Annotated in this window: 17 protein-coding genes; 11 read left to right on the top strand and 6 right to left on the bottom strand. The window is 62.2% G+C overall.

Translation table 11 applies throughout. The annotated features are described in order from the left end of the window. Positions 1-38: 38 nt before the first annotated feature. Entirely contained in the window at positions 39-1,583 is a 1,545-nt protein-coding gene (locus tag P3T16_RS28110; RefSeq protein WP_429344777.1) for a 2-isopropylmalate synthase, read from the bottom strand. 161 nt (positions 1,584-1,744) lie between these two features. On the opposite strand from P3T16_RS28110, the gene P3T16_RS28105 reads away from it, so the two are divergent. After that, complete coding sequence (locus tag P3T16_RS28105) at positions 1,745-1,909, top strand: hypothetical protein (protein WP_429344776.1); 165 nt, start codon at positions 1,745-1,747, stop codon at positions 1,907-1,909. Here P3T16_RS28105 and pssA read toward each other — a convergent pair. The 5 genes from pssA to P3T16_RS28080 all read right to left on the bottom strand — a co-directional run bounded on the left by pssA (position 1,903) and on the right by P3T16_RS28080 (position 7,059). Then, positions 1,903-2,769 carry a CDP-diacylglycerol--serine O-phosphatidyltransferase gene (pssA, locus tag P3T16_RS28100; protein WP_429257989.1) on the bottom strand — a complete coding sequence of 289 codons (867 nt, stop codon included), beginning with the start codon at positions 2,767-2,769 and terminating at the stop codon, positions 1,903-1,905. The genes P3T16_RS28105 and pssA overlap by 7 nt on opposite strands. A gap of 20 nt (positions 2,770-2,789) precedes the next feature. Then, entirely contained in the window at positions 2,790-3,428 is a 639-nt protein-coding gene (locus tag P3T16_RS28095; RefSeq protein WP_429257988.1) for a phosphatidylserine decarboxylase, read from the bottom strand. A gap of 140 nt (positions 3,429-3,568) precedes the next feature. Then, on the bottom strand, positions 3,569-4,585 hold the full coding sequence (ilvC, locus tag P3T16_RS28090) for a ketol-acid reductoisomerase (RefSeq protein WP_429257987.1): 1,017 nt from the start codon (positions 4,583-4,585) through the stop codon (positions 3,569-3,571). A 103-nt stretch (positions 4,586-4,688) separates the two neighbouring features. Further along, a complete protein-coding gene (gene ilvN / locus P3T16_RS28085; protein WP_137954521.1) occupies positions 4,689-5,180 on the bottom strand; it encodes an acetolactate synthase small subunit in 492 nt (163 codons plus the stop codon). Between the two features lie 115 nt (positions 5,181-5,295). Further along, positions 5,296-7,059: an acetolactate synthase 3 catalytic subunit gene (locus tag P3T16_RS28080; RefSeq protein WP_429344775.1), complete on the bottom strand. Its 1,764-nt coding sequence runs from the start codon at positions 7,057-7,059 to the stop codon at positions 5,296-5,298. A 346-nt stretch (positions 7,060-7,405) separates the two neighbouring features. On the opposite strand from P3T16_RS28080, the gene P3T16_RS28075 reads away from it, so the two are divergent. The 10 genes from P3T16_RS28075 to P3T16_RS28030 all read left to right on the top strand — a co-directional run bounded on the left by P3T16_RS28075 (position 7,406) and on the right by P3T16_RS28030 (position 15,020). After that, a complete protein-coding gene (locus P3T16_RS28075) occupies positions 7,406-7,969 on the top strand; it encodes an RNA polymerase sigma factor (RefSeq protein WP_429257985.1) in 564 nt (187 codons plus the stop codon). Then, positions 7,966-8,412 (top strand): DUF3619 family protein, encoded by a 447-nt coding sequence (locus P3T16_RS28070; RefSeq protein ID WP_429344774.1) that lies wholly within the window; start codon positions 7,966-7,968, stop codon positions 8,410-8,412. Before P3T16_RS28075 ends, P3T16_RS28070 begins: the two co-directional genes overlap by 4 nt. 15 nt (positions 8,413-8,427) lie before the next feature. Continuing rightward, the gene (locus P3T16_RS28065; RefSeq protein WP_429257983.1) at positions 8,428-9,174 is read left to right on the top strand and encodes a DUF3106 domain-containing protein; all 747 of its coding nucleotides are present in this window, start codon (positions 8,428-8,430) and stop codon (positions 9,172-9,174) included. Positions 9,175-9,199: 25 nt separating this feature from the next. Further along, entirely contained in the window at positions 9,200-9,721 is a 522-nt protein-coding gene (locus P3T16_RS28060) for an RDD family protein (RefSeq protein ID WP_429344773.1), read from the top strand. A gap of 261 nt (positions 9,722-9,982) precedes the next feature. Beyond that, complete coding sequence (locus P3T16_RS28055; protein ID WP_429257981.1) at positions 9,983-10,927, top strand: UDP-2,3-diacylglucosamine diphosphatase; 945 nt, start codon at positions 9,983-9,985, stop codon at positions 10,925-10,927. Between the two features lie 62 nt (positions 10,928-10,989). Further along, positions 10,990-12,021: a glycosyltransferase family 4 protein gene (locus tag P3T16_RS28050; protein WP_429344772.1), complete on the top strand. Its 1,032-nt coding sequence runs from the start codon at positions 10,990-10,992 to the stop codon at positions 12,019-12,021. After that, on the top strand, positions 12,018-12,710 hold the full coding sequence (locus tag P3T16_RS28045) for a diacylglycerol kinase (protein ID WP_429344771.1): 693 nt from the start codon (positions 12,018-12,020) through the stop codon (positions 12,708-12,710). The genes P3T16_RS28050 and P3T16_RS28045 overlap by 4 nt, the downstream gene beginning before the upstream one ends. Positions 12,711-12,910: 200 nt before the next feature. After that, complete coding sequence (locus P3T16_RS28040) at positions 12,911-13,636, top strand: TetR/AcrR family transcriptional regulator (RefSeq protein WP_429258036.1); 726 nt, start codon at positions 12,911-12,913, stop codon at positions 13,634-13,636. 2 nt (positions 13,637-13,638) lie between these two features. Further along, entirely contained in the window at positions 13,639-14,223 is a 585-nt protein-coding gene (locus P3T16_RS28035) for a TIGR00730 family Rossman fold protein (protein ID WP_429257978.1), read from the top strand. Between the two features lie 50 nt (positions 14,224-14,273). Further along, positions 14,274-15,020 (top strand): SDR family oxidoreductase, encoded by a 747-nt coding sequence (locus P3T16_RS28030; RefSeq protein ID WP_429257977.1) that lies wholly within the window; start codon positions 14,274-14,276, stop codon positions 15,018-15,020. Positions 15,021-15,151 lie beyond the last annotated feature (131 nt).

Genomic DNA, 15,151 nt, shown 5'->3' with positions numbered 1-15,151 from the left:
TGCGGGACCGCACCCTGCGTCCCGCATATCAACATGCGTTATGAACGTTGCGGATTCAGCTTGTCGAAGTTCGAGTACAGCTTGTTGAGCGCCGAGATATAAGCCTTGGCGGAAGCCGCGACGATATCCGGATCAGTGCCGACGCCGTTCACAATGCGGCCGCTCTTCGACAGACGCACCGTCACTTCGCCCTGCGCCTGCGTGCCCGTCGTGATTGCGTTCACCGAATACAGCAACAGTTCCGAACCGCTGCCCACTTCGGTTTCGATCGCGTTCAGCGTGGCGTCAACCGGGCCGTTGCCGTTCGCTTCGCCGGTCACTTCCTTGCCTTCTATCGAGAACACGATCTTCGCGTGCGGCTGCTCGCCCGTTTCCGAATGCTGCGACAGCGACACGAACCTGTAATGTTCCTTTTCGTAAGCTTCAGCGGATTCTTCCGTGACGATCGCGATGATGTCTTCGTCGAAGATTTCCGACTTGCGGTCGGCCAGTTCCTTGAAGCGCGCGAACGCCGTGTTCAGTTCGCCTTCGCTTTCCAGCGAAATGCCGAGTTCCTGCAAACGCTGCTTGAACGCGTTACGGCCCGAGAGCTTGCCGAGCACGATCTTGTTCGCGCTCCAGCCCACATCTTCGGCCCGCATGATTTCGTAGGTGTCGCGCGCCTTCAGGACGCCGTCCTGGTGAATGCCCGACGCGTGCGCAAACGCATTTGCGCCGACCACCGCCTTGTTCGGCTGCACGACAAAGCCGGTGATCTGCGACACGAGCTTCGACGCCGGCACGATCTGCGTCGTGTCGATACCGAGATCGAGGCCGAAATAATCCTTGCGGGTCTTCACGGCCATCACGATTTCTTCGAGCGACGTATTGCCCGCGCGCTCACCGAGACCGTTGATCGTGCACTCGACCTGACGCGCACCGCCGATCTGCACGCCGGCCAGCGAGTTCGCCACGGCCATGCCGAGGTCGTTATGGCAATGCACGGAGAACACGGCCTTGTGCGAATTCGGGATGCGTTCGCGCAGATCCTTCACGAGCTTGCCGTACAGTTCCGGCACGCCGTAGCCGACCGTGTCAGCGATATTGATCGTGGTCGCGCCTTCGGCGATCACGGCTTCGAGTACGCGGCACAGGAAGTCCATGTCCGAGCGGCTGCCGTCTTCCGGCGAGAACTCGACGTCGTCTGTGAACCTGCGCGCGAAGCGCACCGCCAGCTTTGCCTGCTCGAACACCTGGTCGGGCGTCATGCGCAGCTTCTTTTCCATGTGCAGCGGCGACGTGGCAATGAACGTATGGATGCGGAAGCGCTCAGCGGGCTTCAACGCATCGGCGGCACGCTGGATGTCCTTGTCGTTCGCGCGGGCGAGCGAGCAGATCGTGCTTTCCTTGATCATCGATGCGATCGTGTGGATCGAATCGAAGTCGCCATTCGAGCTGGCCGCGAAGCCGGCTTCGATGACGTCCACTTTCATCCGTTCGAGCTGCTTCGCGATACGGATTTTCTCTTCCTTGGTCATCGACGCACCGGGCGATTGCTCGCCGTCACGCAACGTCGTGTCGAATATGATCAGCTTGTCTGCCATGTCGGGTCTCCGGGGACTCAATCAAATGTGGGGATGAAGAAACGGAATTCGGGTGTTTGCGCCACCGCTGGCGACGCTCAACAACAGACGAGGCAGACGGGGGGCGAAAACGATCAGCGCGGCAGGCGCGCTAGCGCTAGTGCGCATAGAGGCGCACCGGCTTGAAGAGACAGGAAGGGGAACTGGAAAATAACCATGTCAGCGACTATAGCGGCATTCCGGAAAACGTGCAATTAGCGGCATTCCCTGCTCCGGAAATGAGAAACAGCAGCCCTGAGGCTGCCGTTTTCCCGCTTCCATCCCAGTCGCGTGAGCAGCGTCAGTGATCGCGCTGCGACGAACGGGCCGGATTCGCCCTGCCCCGGAGCGCCTGGTAGGCCCAGAACACATAGCCCGACAGGCCGTACAGCACAAACAGACCGAACAGCATCAACGGCGGATCGGACGAGACCAGCACGAACGCCATCACCACCAGCAGGATCACGCCGAACGGCACGCGATGCCGCACGTCGAGCGCCTTGCCGCTGTAGAACGGCGCGTTCGACACCATCGTCACGCCTGCATAGATCGTCAGCACGAACGCGACCCACGGCAGCCAGACGAGCTTGAGCGGCACGCGGTTGTCGGTGGCGAGCCACACGAAGCCCGCGATCAGCGCCGCCGCGGCCGGGCTCGGCATGCCCTGGAAGAACCGCTTGTCCACCACGCCGATGTTCGTGTTGAAGCGCGCGAGCCGCAACGCTGCGCCCGAGCAGTACACGAACGCCGCAAGCCAGCCCCAGCGACCAAGGTCCTTCAGGATCCATTCGTACATCACGAGCGCCGGCGCGACGCCGAACGACACCATGTCCGAGAGGCTGTCGAACTGTTCGCCGAACGCGCTCTGCGTATGCGTCATACGCGCGACGCGGCCGTCCATGCCGTCGAGCACCATCGCGACGAAGATCGCGATCGCCGCGACTTCAAAGCGCACGTTCATCGCCTGCACGACGGCGAAGAAGCCGCAGAACAGCGCGGCGGTGGTGAAGGCATTCGGCAGCAGATAGATGCCGCGCTTGCGAAGGAACTGCTGGCGGGCGGCGCGCCGGCTATCGACGACGCCCGGCTCCTGGATCGGCTTGTTGCGGCGGAAAGGCCGCGGCTGCGGGCCGGCGCTACGGGGTCGACGCGATTTGAATGCGGCCATCGAAACCTCCTTGTGCCGCGTTATAGTTCAGCGAGGATCGTCGACGAGGCAGACACCTTCTCGCCAATCGACACACGTGGACGGCTGCCCACCGGCAGATACACGTCGACACGCGAGCCGAATCGGATGAAGCCGTAGCGCTGACCACGCGTGAGCGGTTCGCCCGCGCGCACATAGCAAAGAATCCGGCGTGCAATCAACCCTGCGATCTGCACCGACGTCACCGTCTGGCCGCCAGCCGTTTCGATCACCAGCGCATTGCGCTCGTTCTCGAGCGAGGCTTTATCGACTGCAGCATTCAGGTAAGCACCCGGAAAATATTCGACCTTCGAAATCGCGCCGTCCACCGGCGAGCGTTGCGAGTGGACGTTGAACACATTCATGAACACGCTGATCTTCAGCGCTTCCCGGTTCGCGTACGGATCATGTGCCGTCTCGACAGCGACGATACGACCGTCGGCGGGACACAGCACGGCGTTGGCCTGCGTGGGAATCGGGCGAGCCGGATCGCGGAAGAACTGAACGATGAAAATCAGGATCAGCCAGAACGGCCATGCAAAGCCGAACCCCGCGATGGCATGGATCAACAACGCAACGACGGCCGCGATGGCGATGAACGGCCAGCCTTCGCGCGCGATGATCGGATGAGGGTAATTCATGAGTGGCTTCAGTATTTTTGTAAAACCGTAGGATAGCAAAAGCCGCCCAGGGTTCATCACACCTGGACGGCTTTTGGGACATCCGGTGAAGCGTTCGCGATTGCTGCGAACGCACAAACCGGATAGAAGAGCGCGCTAGCCTAGTTCTTCGACTGGTCGACCAGCTTGTTCGCAGCGATCCACGGCATCATCGAGCGCAGCTTTGCACCGACCGTTTCGATCTGGTGCTCAGCCGTCAGACGGCGACGCGATTGCAGCGTCGGTGCGCCAGCGCGGTTTTCGATGATGAAGCTCTTTGCGTACTCGCCCGTCTGAATGTCGGTGAGAACCTGCTTCATCGCCTTCTTCGTTTCGGCCGTCACGATCTTCGGACCCGTCACGTACTCGCCGTATTCAGCGTTGTTCGAGATCGAGTAGTTCATGTTCGCGATGCCGCCTTCGTAGATCAGGTCGACGATCAGCTTCAGTTCGTGCAGGCACTCGAAGTACGCCATTTCCGGCGCGTAGCCCGCTTCCACCAGCGTCTCGAAGCCAGCCTTGATCAGGTCAACGGTACCCCCGCACAGCACGGCCTGTTCGCCGAACAGGTCGGTTTCGGTTTCTTCGCGGAAGTTCGTTTCGATGATGCCGGCACGGCCGCCGCCGTTCGCTGCTGCGTACGACAGTGCGATGTCACGTGCTGCGCCCGACTTGTCCTGCGCGACCGCGATCAGGTGCGGCACGCCGCCGCCTTGCGTGTACGTGCCGCGCACCGTGTGGCCCGGCGCCTTGGGCGCGATCATGATCACGTCGAGGTCAGCGCGCGGAATCACCTGGCCGTAATGCACGTTAAAGCCGTGCGCGAATGCGAGGGCCGCGCCCTGCTTGGCGTTCGCATGCACTTCCTTTGCGTAGACCTCGGCGATCTGCTCGTCCGGCAGCAGCATCATGACGACGTCTGCGCCCTTCACGGCTTCGGCCACTTCCTTGACCTTCAGACCGGCGTTCTCAGCCTTGCTCCACGATGCGCCACCCTTGCGCAGACCCACCGTCACGTTCACGCCGCTTTCGCTCAGGTTCAGCGCGTGGGCATGGCCTTGCGAGCCGTAACCGATGATGGTGACCTGCTTGCCTTTGATGAGGGAGAGGTCGGCGTCCTTGTCGTAGAAAACTTTCATGTTCGTTCCTTGGCAATATTCAGAGAGATTCAGGTACTGCGTGTTGTGTACTGCAGGCCGGGTTTGCGTGAAGCGCATCCGGCCCTGATCGATGCGAACGGCGTTACACCTTCAGAATGCGTTCGCCGCGCCCGATCCCCGAGCTGCCCGTGCGGACCGTTTCGAGAATCGCGGTAGCGTCGAGCCCTTCGATGAAGGCGTCGAGCTTGTCGCTCGCGCCCGTCAGTTCGATCGTATAGGTCTTTTCGGTGACGTCGATGATGCGGCCGCGGAAAATATCCGACATCCGTTTCATCTCTTCACGCTCCTTGCCGACCGCCCTTACCTTGATCAACATCAGCTCACGCTCGATATGGGCGCCCTCGGTAAGGTCGACCACTTTCACCACCTCGATCAGGCGGTTCAGATGCTTCGTGATCTGTTCGATCACGTCGTCCGAGCCAATGGAAACGATGGTCAGGCGCGACAGCGAATGGTCTTCGGTCGGGGCCACCGTCAAGGTTTCAATGTTGTAGCCGCGTGCCGAGAAAAGACCGACCACGCGCGACAGCGCGCCCGGTTCATTTTCCAGCAGGACGGAAATAATGTGTCTCATGTTTCGCTTCTTCCAGATGTCGATGTATCGATGTATGCGGGCCGGTTCGGGCCGCTTCGTCCGCTCTCGCCCTTTGTGGAGACGTGCGCGACGAAGCCGGCGTCAGAAACGGTCGTTATAGATCTTCCGAACCCATGAGCATCTCCGTGATGCCCTTGCCGGCCTGAACCATCGGCCAGACGTTTTCGGTCGGATCGGTCTGGAAATCGAGAAACACCGTGCGATCTTTCAGGCGCAGCGCTTCCTTCAGCGCCGGCTCGACATCCACGGTTTTTTCGACGCGGATACCGACGTGCCCGTACGCTTCAGCGAGCTTCACGAAGTCAGGCAGCGCATCCATGTACGAATGCGAATAGCGCTTGCTGTATTCGATCTGCTGCCACTGGCGCACCATGCCCAGATAGCGGTTGTTCAGCGAAATGATCTTCACCGGCGTGTCGTACTGCTTGCAGGTCGACAGCTCCTGGATGCACATCTGGATCGAGCCTTCGCCCGTGATACAGAGCACGTCGTCGTCCGGGTGTGCCATCTTCACGCCCATCGCCGCCGGCAGGCCGAAGCCCATCGTGCCGAGGCCACCGGAATTGATCCAGCGACGCGGCTTGTTGAAGCGATAGAACTGCGCCGCCCACATCTGATGCTGGCCGACGTCGGAACACACGAAGGCATTGCCGTCGGTCAGTTCCCACGCCTTTTCCACCACGTACTGCGGCTTGATGATCTCGCTCTTGCGGTCGAACTTCAGGCAATCTTTCGCGCGCCAGGCTTCGATGTCCTTCCACCAGTCGGCAAGCGCCGCGGTGTCGGGGCCATGCTCGGCCGTCTGCAGCTGTTCGATCAGATCCTTCAGCACTTCCTTCACGTCGCCGACGATCGGAATGTCGACCTTGACGCGCTTGGAGATGGAGGAAGGATCGATGTCGATATGAATGATCTTGCGCGGACGCGACGCGAAGTGCGCCGGATCGCCGATCACACGGTCGTCGAAGCGTGCGCCGATCGCGATCAGCACGTCGCAGTGCTGCATCGCCATATTGGCTTCGTACGTGCCGTGCATGCCGAGCATGCCGAGGAATTTCTTGTCGCTCGCGCGGTAGCCGCCCAGCCCCATCAACGTGTTCGTAACGGGATAGCCGAGCAGATCGGCGAACTGGTTCAGCTCACGCGATGCGTCGGCCAGGATGATGCCGCCGCCGGTGTAGATATACGGACGCTTCGCCGACAGCAGCAAGGCAACCGCCTTGCGGATCTGACCGGAGTGGCCTTTCGTGACCGGGTTGTACGAGCGCAGCGAAACGGTCTTCATCGGCTCGTACTGGCAAGGCGCCTTCGACACGTCTTTCGGAATGTCGATCAGCACCGGGCCGGGCCGGCCGGTACGGGCAATGTAGAAAGCTTTCTTGACGGTAGCGGCGAGCTCGCGCACGTCCTTCACGAGGAAGTTGTGCTTCACGCATGGACGCGTGATGCCGACCGTATCGCACTCCTGGAACGCGTCCTGGCCAATCGCGGCGGTCGGGACCTGGCCGCTGATCACCACCAACGGAATCGAATCCATATAGGCGGTGGCGATGCCGGTCACCGCATTGGTGACGCCGGGGCCGGAAGTCACGAGACACACGCCGACCTTGCCGGTCGAGCGTGAATAGGCGTCGGCGGCATGAACCGCGGCCTGCTCGTGGCGCACGAGGATGTGCTGGAATTTGTCCTGCTTGTACAGCTCGTCGTAGATGTAGAGTACCGAGCCGCCGGGATAGCCCCACACAAACTCGACGTCTTCGTCGGCCAGTGCGCGCATGAGCACGGTGGCGCCGATAGAGTCAGCTTCGTGAGGAGGAGTCGTATCCGACGTGGAGAATTCCGCGCTGGGCATATTCATTGTTCACCTTTCGAATTTTCGGCAAAAAATTGATCGGGTGCTCTCTGCCGGGCTTGTGGCTCGGGTTCAAGCGGCGCGTCCAGTTTGACAGGTGAGCTTCTTGGGCCACACCTCAAATGAGACAAGTCACTTATGTTGCGAACCGTCGACGATATCTGCTGTCGCGATATTGGTCAAGCAGATATTTCCGCGCTGCGGCATGCCACGCATCGGTTCAGGGCGCTTTTGCCGGAGCATGCGCGTGCCCTCTTTTCCCTGGCGGGGGCAAAAGTTTGTTAGCATCCGCGGGTTTTACGACATTTTTCGACCGATTACGCGCACGCTCGTTGCGCCGACCCCCAAACGGATGGCATCAGACAAGGAACTCGCCGATTTTCTGGCGGGCGTCGAGAGGCGCGCATTCAAGCAGACGGTCTACGCCGTGCGGGATGATGACGCCGCACTCGACATCGTGCAGGACGCGATGATCAAGCTCGCCGAAAAATACGGCGACCGTCCTTCGGCCGAACTCCCGCTTTTGTTTCAGCGTATTCTCCAGAATACGATGCACGACTATTTCCGCCGGCAGAAGGTGCGAAATACGTGGGTCAGCCTGTTTTCGTCGCTCGGCGGTTCCGACGACGACGATTTCGACCCACTGGAAACGTTCGAAGCCCAGGAAGGATCGGCAGGCGCCGAGAGCAGCGAACAGCGGCTGGAGCGCGAACAGGTACTGCAGCTTATAGACGAAGAAATCCAGAAATTACCTGCACGTCAACGGGAGGCCTTTCTCATGCGTTACTGGGAAGATATGGATGTCGCTGAGACTGCCGCCGCGATGGGCTGCTCCGAAGGCAGTGTGAAAACGCACTGCTCGCGAGCTACCCACACGCTGGCGCAAGCGCTCAAGGCCAAAGGAATCACGCTATGAGCTCCGCTCCCGATACGAAAGAACTCGAGTTTGCGCGACAGCTGCGTCGCGCGCTCGACGAAACCACTGCCAGTCTTCCGCCCGCTACCGTCGACCGTCTCGCTGCGGCGCGCCAGGCCGCGCTCGCCCGCAAGAAAGCCGAGCCGGTATCGGCGCCGGTGTTCGCGCCGGTTCTCGCTGGCGCTGCTGCCAGCATGTCTGCCGGTGCGCCGGCGCCCGAATTCCGCCCGGCGAATGCGCCGCGCCGCTCGCCGCTGCGCCGCTTCGCGCTCGCGTGGCCGCTTGCCGCGCTGGTCGTGAGCCTTGTGGCGATCGCCTACTGGGAAGACCAGCAGCGCACCGCCGAACTCGCCGATATCGACGCCGCCATGCTCAGCGACGACCTGCCGCTCAACGCGTACCTCGATCACGGGTTCAACGCGTATCTGTCGCGCGCGCGCTGACCGGAGGTCGATCGGGTGAGTTACAAGCGCGGCCTCGCCGTTGTCTCCGGATGCGTGATCGCGATCCTCGTGTCGTTCGCCGCCACCTGGCCACGTTTCCATCCGAAGCCCGTGTCCGCTGCGGCACCCGTCGCCGGCGCGCCTGCTTCGTCGTCTTCGCCCTCGTTGGGTGTCGATCTGGCGGGAATTGCCAGCAACAACCCGCTTTCCTGGTCCCACCTTACTGAGGCCGAGCGCATCGCGCTTGCGCCGTTTGCCGGCCAATGGGATACCTTCAGCGACGCGCGCAAGCGCAAATGGATCAAGATCGCGTCGCGTTACGCGAAATTGTCGCCTGAAGCGCAGAAGCGACTCCATGAACAGATGACCGCATGGACCCGCATGACGCCGGAACAACGGCGTGTCGCGCGGGAAAACTATCAGGCGTCGAAAGAACTGCCGCGCGAAGCACGTCAGAACGCGTGGAAGGCGTATCAGCAGTTGTCGGAAGAACAAAAAGAGCGGCTGGCGGCAAGCGAGCACAAGCGCCGGCCGACCGTCGTCAGCGCGCCGCCGACGGGCAAAACCGAACTCAAGGACATCGACCGGCTTGTGAACGCCCGCGGCGCGAGCGGCCCGGTCGCGTCGGCAGCGGCGGCTGGCGCTCCTTTGCCCGCGCCGGCGGTCCTTCCGCCGGGTACGGCGCCCGCTGGCGGCTTTGTTCCGGCGACGCCGCAACCTGTCTCGCCCGCTGACGCGCCGTCGATCTTCAACGGCTCCTGAGCCCTTCTCTTTCGTCCGACGATCCGTGTCCAGCCCGCCCGCCACCGCCGACCTGACTCCGGATCGCCCCGCATCCGCTCCGACCGTGCGTCGCCGGCTGGCGACGATGCTCTACGAAGGCGTCATCCTGTTCGGCATCGTGTTCTTCGCCGGCTATCTGTTCAGCACGCTGACGCAGCAACGCAACGGCCTCACGCATCACAACCTGCTCGCCGCGTGGGTTGGGCTGGTGGTCGGCCTGTATTTCGTCTGGTTCTGGACCCACAGCGGACAGACGCTGCCCATGAAAACCTGGCGCCTGCGCCTCGTCAGCGCTGACGGCGCACCTGTTTCGACGGCTCGCGCGATCGTGCGCTACGTGCTTGCGTGGTTGTGGTTTCTGCCGCCGCTCGCGCTGCATCCGCTGCTGGGACTGGCCGTGCCGCAGACGCTCGTCGCTGCTGCCGTCTGGTTCGTGTTGTGGGCGGCCACCGGGCGGTTCGGCGCGAGCCGCCAGTTTCTGCACGACCGGCTCGCCGGCACGCGGATTATCGAAGTGACGCGCTAGACGCGCCGGACACGCCGGCCACGCGAACACGCGCGCCAATCGCGAGGCCGTCGAGCGGCACCATCCACAACACGGTCCATAGCGACACTTTCACCGGCAGTTGATGCCGCGCGAACGCGCACACGTCGCAATGCACAACGGTTGTATTCCCGCCACGCAAGGATGCGCTGCCGCACGCCGTAATAAGAACTTCTCGTGACTGTCACGGCACCGACACACGCCGATGGCCGAATGCACGTACCGCAACCCGACGCGTGAGCCATGGACAACCAGACGTCCGCGACTTCCCTCTTCCGCCAGACCGGCCCCGGCGTCGACCCCGTCGCTTTCGGACCGGGCACCCTTCCCGGCAATACGATTCCGCTGCCCCATCCCCCGTCGATACCGGTGACGGGCGCAAGCCATCACGAAGATGACCACGACGCGACGCATCGTTACCGCACGATCTGGCTCTCGGACATCCACCTGGGTTCGAGCGGCTGTCAGGCGCCCTATCTGCTGGATTTCCTGCGTCACAACGAATCGGAATACCTGTACCTCGTCGGCGACATCATCGACGGCTGGCAGTTAAAGAAAGGCTGGTACTGGCCGCAGGCGCACAACGACGTCGTGCAGAAGATCCTGCGCAAGGCGCGCAAAGGCACGCAGGTCATCTACGTGCCGGGCAATCACGACGAAGGCGCGCGCCAGTTTTGCGACCTCGCGTTCGGCGACATCCACGTGCGCGGCGAAGCCTTCCACACGACGCTCGCCGGCAAGCGTCTGTGGATCACGCACGGTGACCTGTTCGACGGCGTGATCCAGCACGCGAAGTGGCTCGCCTATCTCGGCGACTCGCTGTACACGCTGATCCTTCTGCTCAACCGCTGGTTCAACCGGATTCGCAGCCGGCTCGGATTCCAGTACTGGTCGCTGTCGCAATACCTGAAGCATCAGGTCAAGAACGCGGTGAACTTCATCTCGTCGTTCGAACGCGTGATGACCGACGAAGCGCGCCGCCGCGGCTGCGATGGCGTGGTCTGCGGACACATCCACAAGGCCGAGATCCGCGATATCGACGGCGTGCTGTACTGCAACGACGGCGACTGGGTCGAGAGTCTGTCGGCGCTCGTCGAGACGTTCGAAGGCGAACTCAAGGTGATCTACTGGACCGTGATGCGCTCGCCGGAAGCAGGCACGCAAAAGGCCCGGGCTACTGCCGCATAACGTGCATCACATCAAAACCTGCTGAACACGCGTCACCCCTTCACTTCACCTGGGCCAGAACGATGAAGATCATGATTGTCACCGATGCATGGGAACCGCAGGTCAACGGCGTCGTCCGTACGCTGAAGAACACGACGCGCGAACTGACCGCGCTCGGTCATCGCGTCGATCTGCTGACGCCGCTCGAATTCCGCACGATTCCGTGTCCGACGTACCCCGAGATCCGTCTCTCGCTGCTGCCGAAAAAGCGCCTGCGCCAGCGTATCGACGAATTCGCGCCGGACGCGCTGCACATCGCCACCGAAGGTCCGCTTGGCCTCGCGGCGCGCGCGTATGCGATCCAGCACAAGCTGCCGTTCACGACCGCGTATCACACGCGCTTTCCGGAATACGTGCAGGCGCGCTTCGGCATTCCGCTCGCCGCCACGTATAAATTCCTGCACTGGTTTCACAAGCCGTCGCTCGCGGTGATGGCGCCGACGCCGGTCGTGAAGGCCGACCTCGAAAAGTTCGGCTTTACGAACGTCGTGCTATGGACGCGCGGCGTCGATCTCGACATCTTTCACCAGATGGACTCGAAGGTGCTCAACAGCGCACGGCCGATCTTCCTGTACGTCGGACGCGTGGCGGTCGAAAAGAATGTCGAGGCGTTTCTGAAGCTCGATTTGCCGGGCTCGAAATGGGTGGCCGGTGAAGGTCCCGCGCTCGCGGAACTGAAATCGCGCTATCCGACGGTGAACTATCTGGGCGTGCTGACGCAGGCTGAACTCGCGAAGGTGTATGCCGCCGCCGATGTTTTCGTCTTCCCGAGCCGCACCGACACGTTCGGTCTCGTGCTGCTCGAAGCGCTCGCGTGCGGCACACCGGTCGCGGCATATCCGGTCACGGGCCCGATCGATGTGCTGGGCGATGGCGGCGCGGGCGCAATGAACGAAGACCTGCGCGAAGCGTGTCTCGAAGCGCTGAAGATCGATCGCAACCATGCGCGTGCGTGGGCGGAACGCTTCTCGTGGGGCGCGGCGTCGGAACAGTTCGCGGCGCATCTGAAGCCGCTGCCGCGCGCGTCGTTCAGCGAGGAAAGCGCCGCCGCATGATGCGTCGCGCACCGCCTACCATGCAGGCCAGAACCTCCTCTGTCCGGCGCCCGTCCGCGGACGCGCCTCGCGCGCCGCGTGATGCGGCGCGCCCTCATCCTGCGGACGCCGACGGCGCCATCACCAACGGCATTGCCAACGCAAACGGCATTGATCCGTTCGACGACGAGTCACAGCCGCATTCGCAGTCGCATCCGCACCCTCGTCCGCATGGCAAAGGCGGCACGATGCAGACGGACACAGAAACGCACGGCGAGCCGCTGGGCCCGGACGATCCGCTCGCGCCTTTGCCGTTCAATCCGTACAAAGGCAATCGCGGCCTGACGCGCGCCTGGCACGCGATGAAGAACTCGCTCGCCGGCTTTCAGGTCGCGATCCGGGAAGAAAGCGCGTTCCGCCAGGAGTTGACGCTCGCGGCGATTCTGCTGCCGATCGGCCTGATCGTGCCGGTCGAGCCCGTCGCGCGCGTGCTGCTGCTCGGCTCCGTGCTGCTCGTGCTGATCGTCGAACTGCTGAATTCGAGCGTCGAAGCCGCAATCGACCGCATTTCGCTCGAACGGCATGAATTGTCGCGCCGCGCCAAGGACCTCGGCAGCGCGGCTGTGATGGTCGCGCTGGTGATGTGCCTGATGACGTGGGGACTTGTCCTTACCCCGCTCGTGCTTCGCTGGATCGAAGCATGGCGCTAGTCCCCGCTGACGCCGATCCCATCGGCGCGCGGGCGCCCATCTGAATCTCGCCTGATAACCCTGTAACCCCGGTAACCCTGGTCAATTAACGTCCGGTTTATAATCGAACGATCCATTTTTTGACAATACCAACCGCGTCCGGGTGGAATTCGCAGCAGTTGTTGCCGCGCACCAACCCGGCCAAACCAGGGCCGGACGACATGGAAGCCAAACCTCCCCGCCGCACCCGCGAACGGATTCTCGAACTTTCTTTGAAGCTCTTCAACGAAATCGGCGAGCCGAACGTCACGACGACGACGATTGCCGAGGAAATGGAGATCAGTCCAGGCAACCTGTACTACCACTTCCGCAACAAAGACGACATCATCAACAGCATCTTCAGCCAGTTCGAGCAGGAGATCGAAAAGCGTCTGCGTTTCCCCGACGATCACCGCGCGACCATCGACGAAATGTGGTCGTATCTGCAGTACATGATCGATTTCACATGGCGCTACCGCTTCCTGTATCGCGATCTGAACGACCTGCTTGCGCGTAACCGCACGCTCGAGACGCACTTCAAGCAGATCATCAGCCACAAGGTGCGTTTTGCGAGCCAGTTCTGCGAGCAGCTGGTGACGGACGGCGAGATGGTCGCGACACCCGACGAACTGCACGTGATCGCGACCAACATCGGTGTGATCGCCACGTACTGGCTGTCGTACCAGTTCGTGATGAACCCGCGCAAATACAACGAGCAGGAAGCGATCCGCGTCGAGCTGCATCAGGTCAGCGTGCAGATCATTTCGCTGATGGCGCCGTATCTGCGCGGCCGCTCGCGACAGATCTTCGACGATCTCGTCTCGGGCAAGCTGCCGAAGCGCGAGTTCTACGATTACCTTCCTCCCAAAGACGGCGCTCTGCCGCGCAATGAATCGAAGGACAGTTGAGCATGAAGGCAGTCTGCGTATATTGCGGTTCCTCCGATGGAGCCAAACCCCTTTACGCCGAAGCTGCGAAGGCGTTCGGACGGGCACTCGTTAAAGCGGACCTCGCGCTCGTGTACGGCGGCGGCAAGGTCGGCCTGATGGGCGTGATCGCCGACGAAGTCATGACGGCTGGCGGTCGTGCGATCGGCGTGATTCCCGAGTTGCTGGTGAACAAGGAAGTCGGCCACAACGGGCTGACCGAACTGCACGTCGTGCCCGACATGCATCAGCGCAAGAAGATGATGGCTGACCTGTCGGATGCGTTTGTCGCGATGCCGGGCGGCGCGGGCACGCTCGAAGAGCTGTTCGAGGTGTTCACGTGGGCGCAACTGGGTTACCACCAGAAACCGGTGGCCGTGCTGAATATCGACGGCTTCTACGATCCGCTGGTGTCGCTCCTGCGTCACACCGTGGATGAAGGCTTCATGCGCCAGACGTACTTCGACATTCTGCAGATCGACGCAGACCCCATGGCGCTGATCGGCAAGCTGCAACGCTACCAGCCGCCCGCGCGGGACAAGTGGGCCGATAACCGCGAAGTCGTCTGATTTGTGTTTTACGCTGCGTTGATCGCTGACGCTCTCCAAAGACTTCTGCCATGACCAAGGTCGTTCTGATCACAGGTGCAAGCCGCGGTATCGGACGCGCTACCGCGCGGCTTCTGGGCGCTCGTGGGTGGTCGGTCGGCGTCAATTACGCACACAACGAAGCGGCCGCGCGTGAAACCGCCGCTGAAGTCGGCCGCGCCGGCGGTCATGCGCGCGTCATTCCGGGCGATGTGGCCGATGAAAGCGCCGTCATCGCGATGTTCGACGCGCTCGTGCATGCGTTCGGACGCATCGATGCGGTGGTCAATAACGCGGGCATCGTCGCGCCGTCGATGCAACTCGCCGACATGGATGCCGCACGGTTGAAGCGCGTGTTCGACGTCAACGTACTTGGCGCGTATCTGGTCGCGCGCGAAGCTGCGCGGCGGATGGCGAAGGATCGCGGCGGCGATGGCGGTGCGATCGTGAACGTATCGTCGGCGGCATCGCGGCTCGGTTCGCCGAATGAATACATCGACTATGCCGGCTCGAAAGGCGCGATCGATACGATGACGATCGGCCTTGCGAAGGAACTCGGCCCGCAGGGCGTGCGCGTCAATGCGGTGCGTCCAGGACTCATCGACACCGAGATTCATGCGAGCGGCGGTCGCCCGGACCGCGCCGCGGTGCTCGGCGCGCAAACGCCGCTCGGACGCGCCGGCAGCGCGGACGAAGTGGCCGAAGCGATTGTGTGGCTGCTGGGCGATGCGGCGTCGTATGTAAACGGCGCGCTGCTGGACGTCAGCGCGGGACGCTGACGCTACCCTCTCCACTCTGTTTCTGGCTTTCTGCCGGGGCATAGTCGCGTCCGCGCGGCCGTATTTCAGAATCCTTGCGCGCTTTGTAACCCTTCGTAATAAATGGCGCATAGAATGTCGCCGGGTCTCGC

The sequence above is a fragment of the Paraburkholderia sp. GAS42 genome (genome assembly GCF_050436565.1).
Classification (GTDB): Bacteria; Pseudomonadota; Gammaproteobacteria; order Burkholderiales; family Burkholderiaceae; genus Paraburkholderia.
The sequence above is the reverse complement of the archived record's forward strand: the minus strand, read 5'-3'. Positions and strand labels throughout refer to the sequence as shown.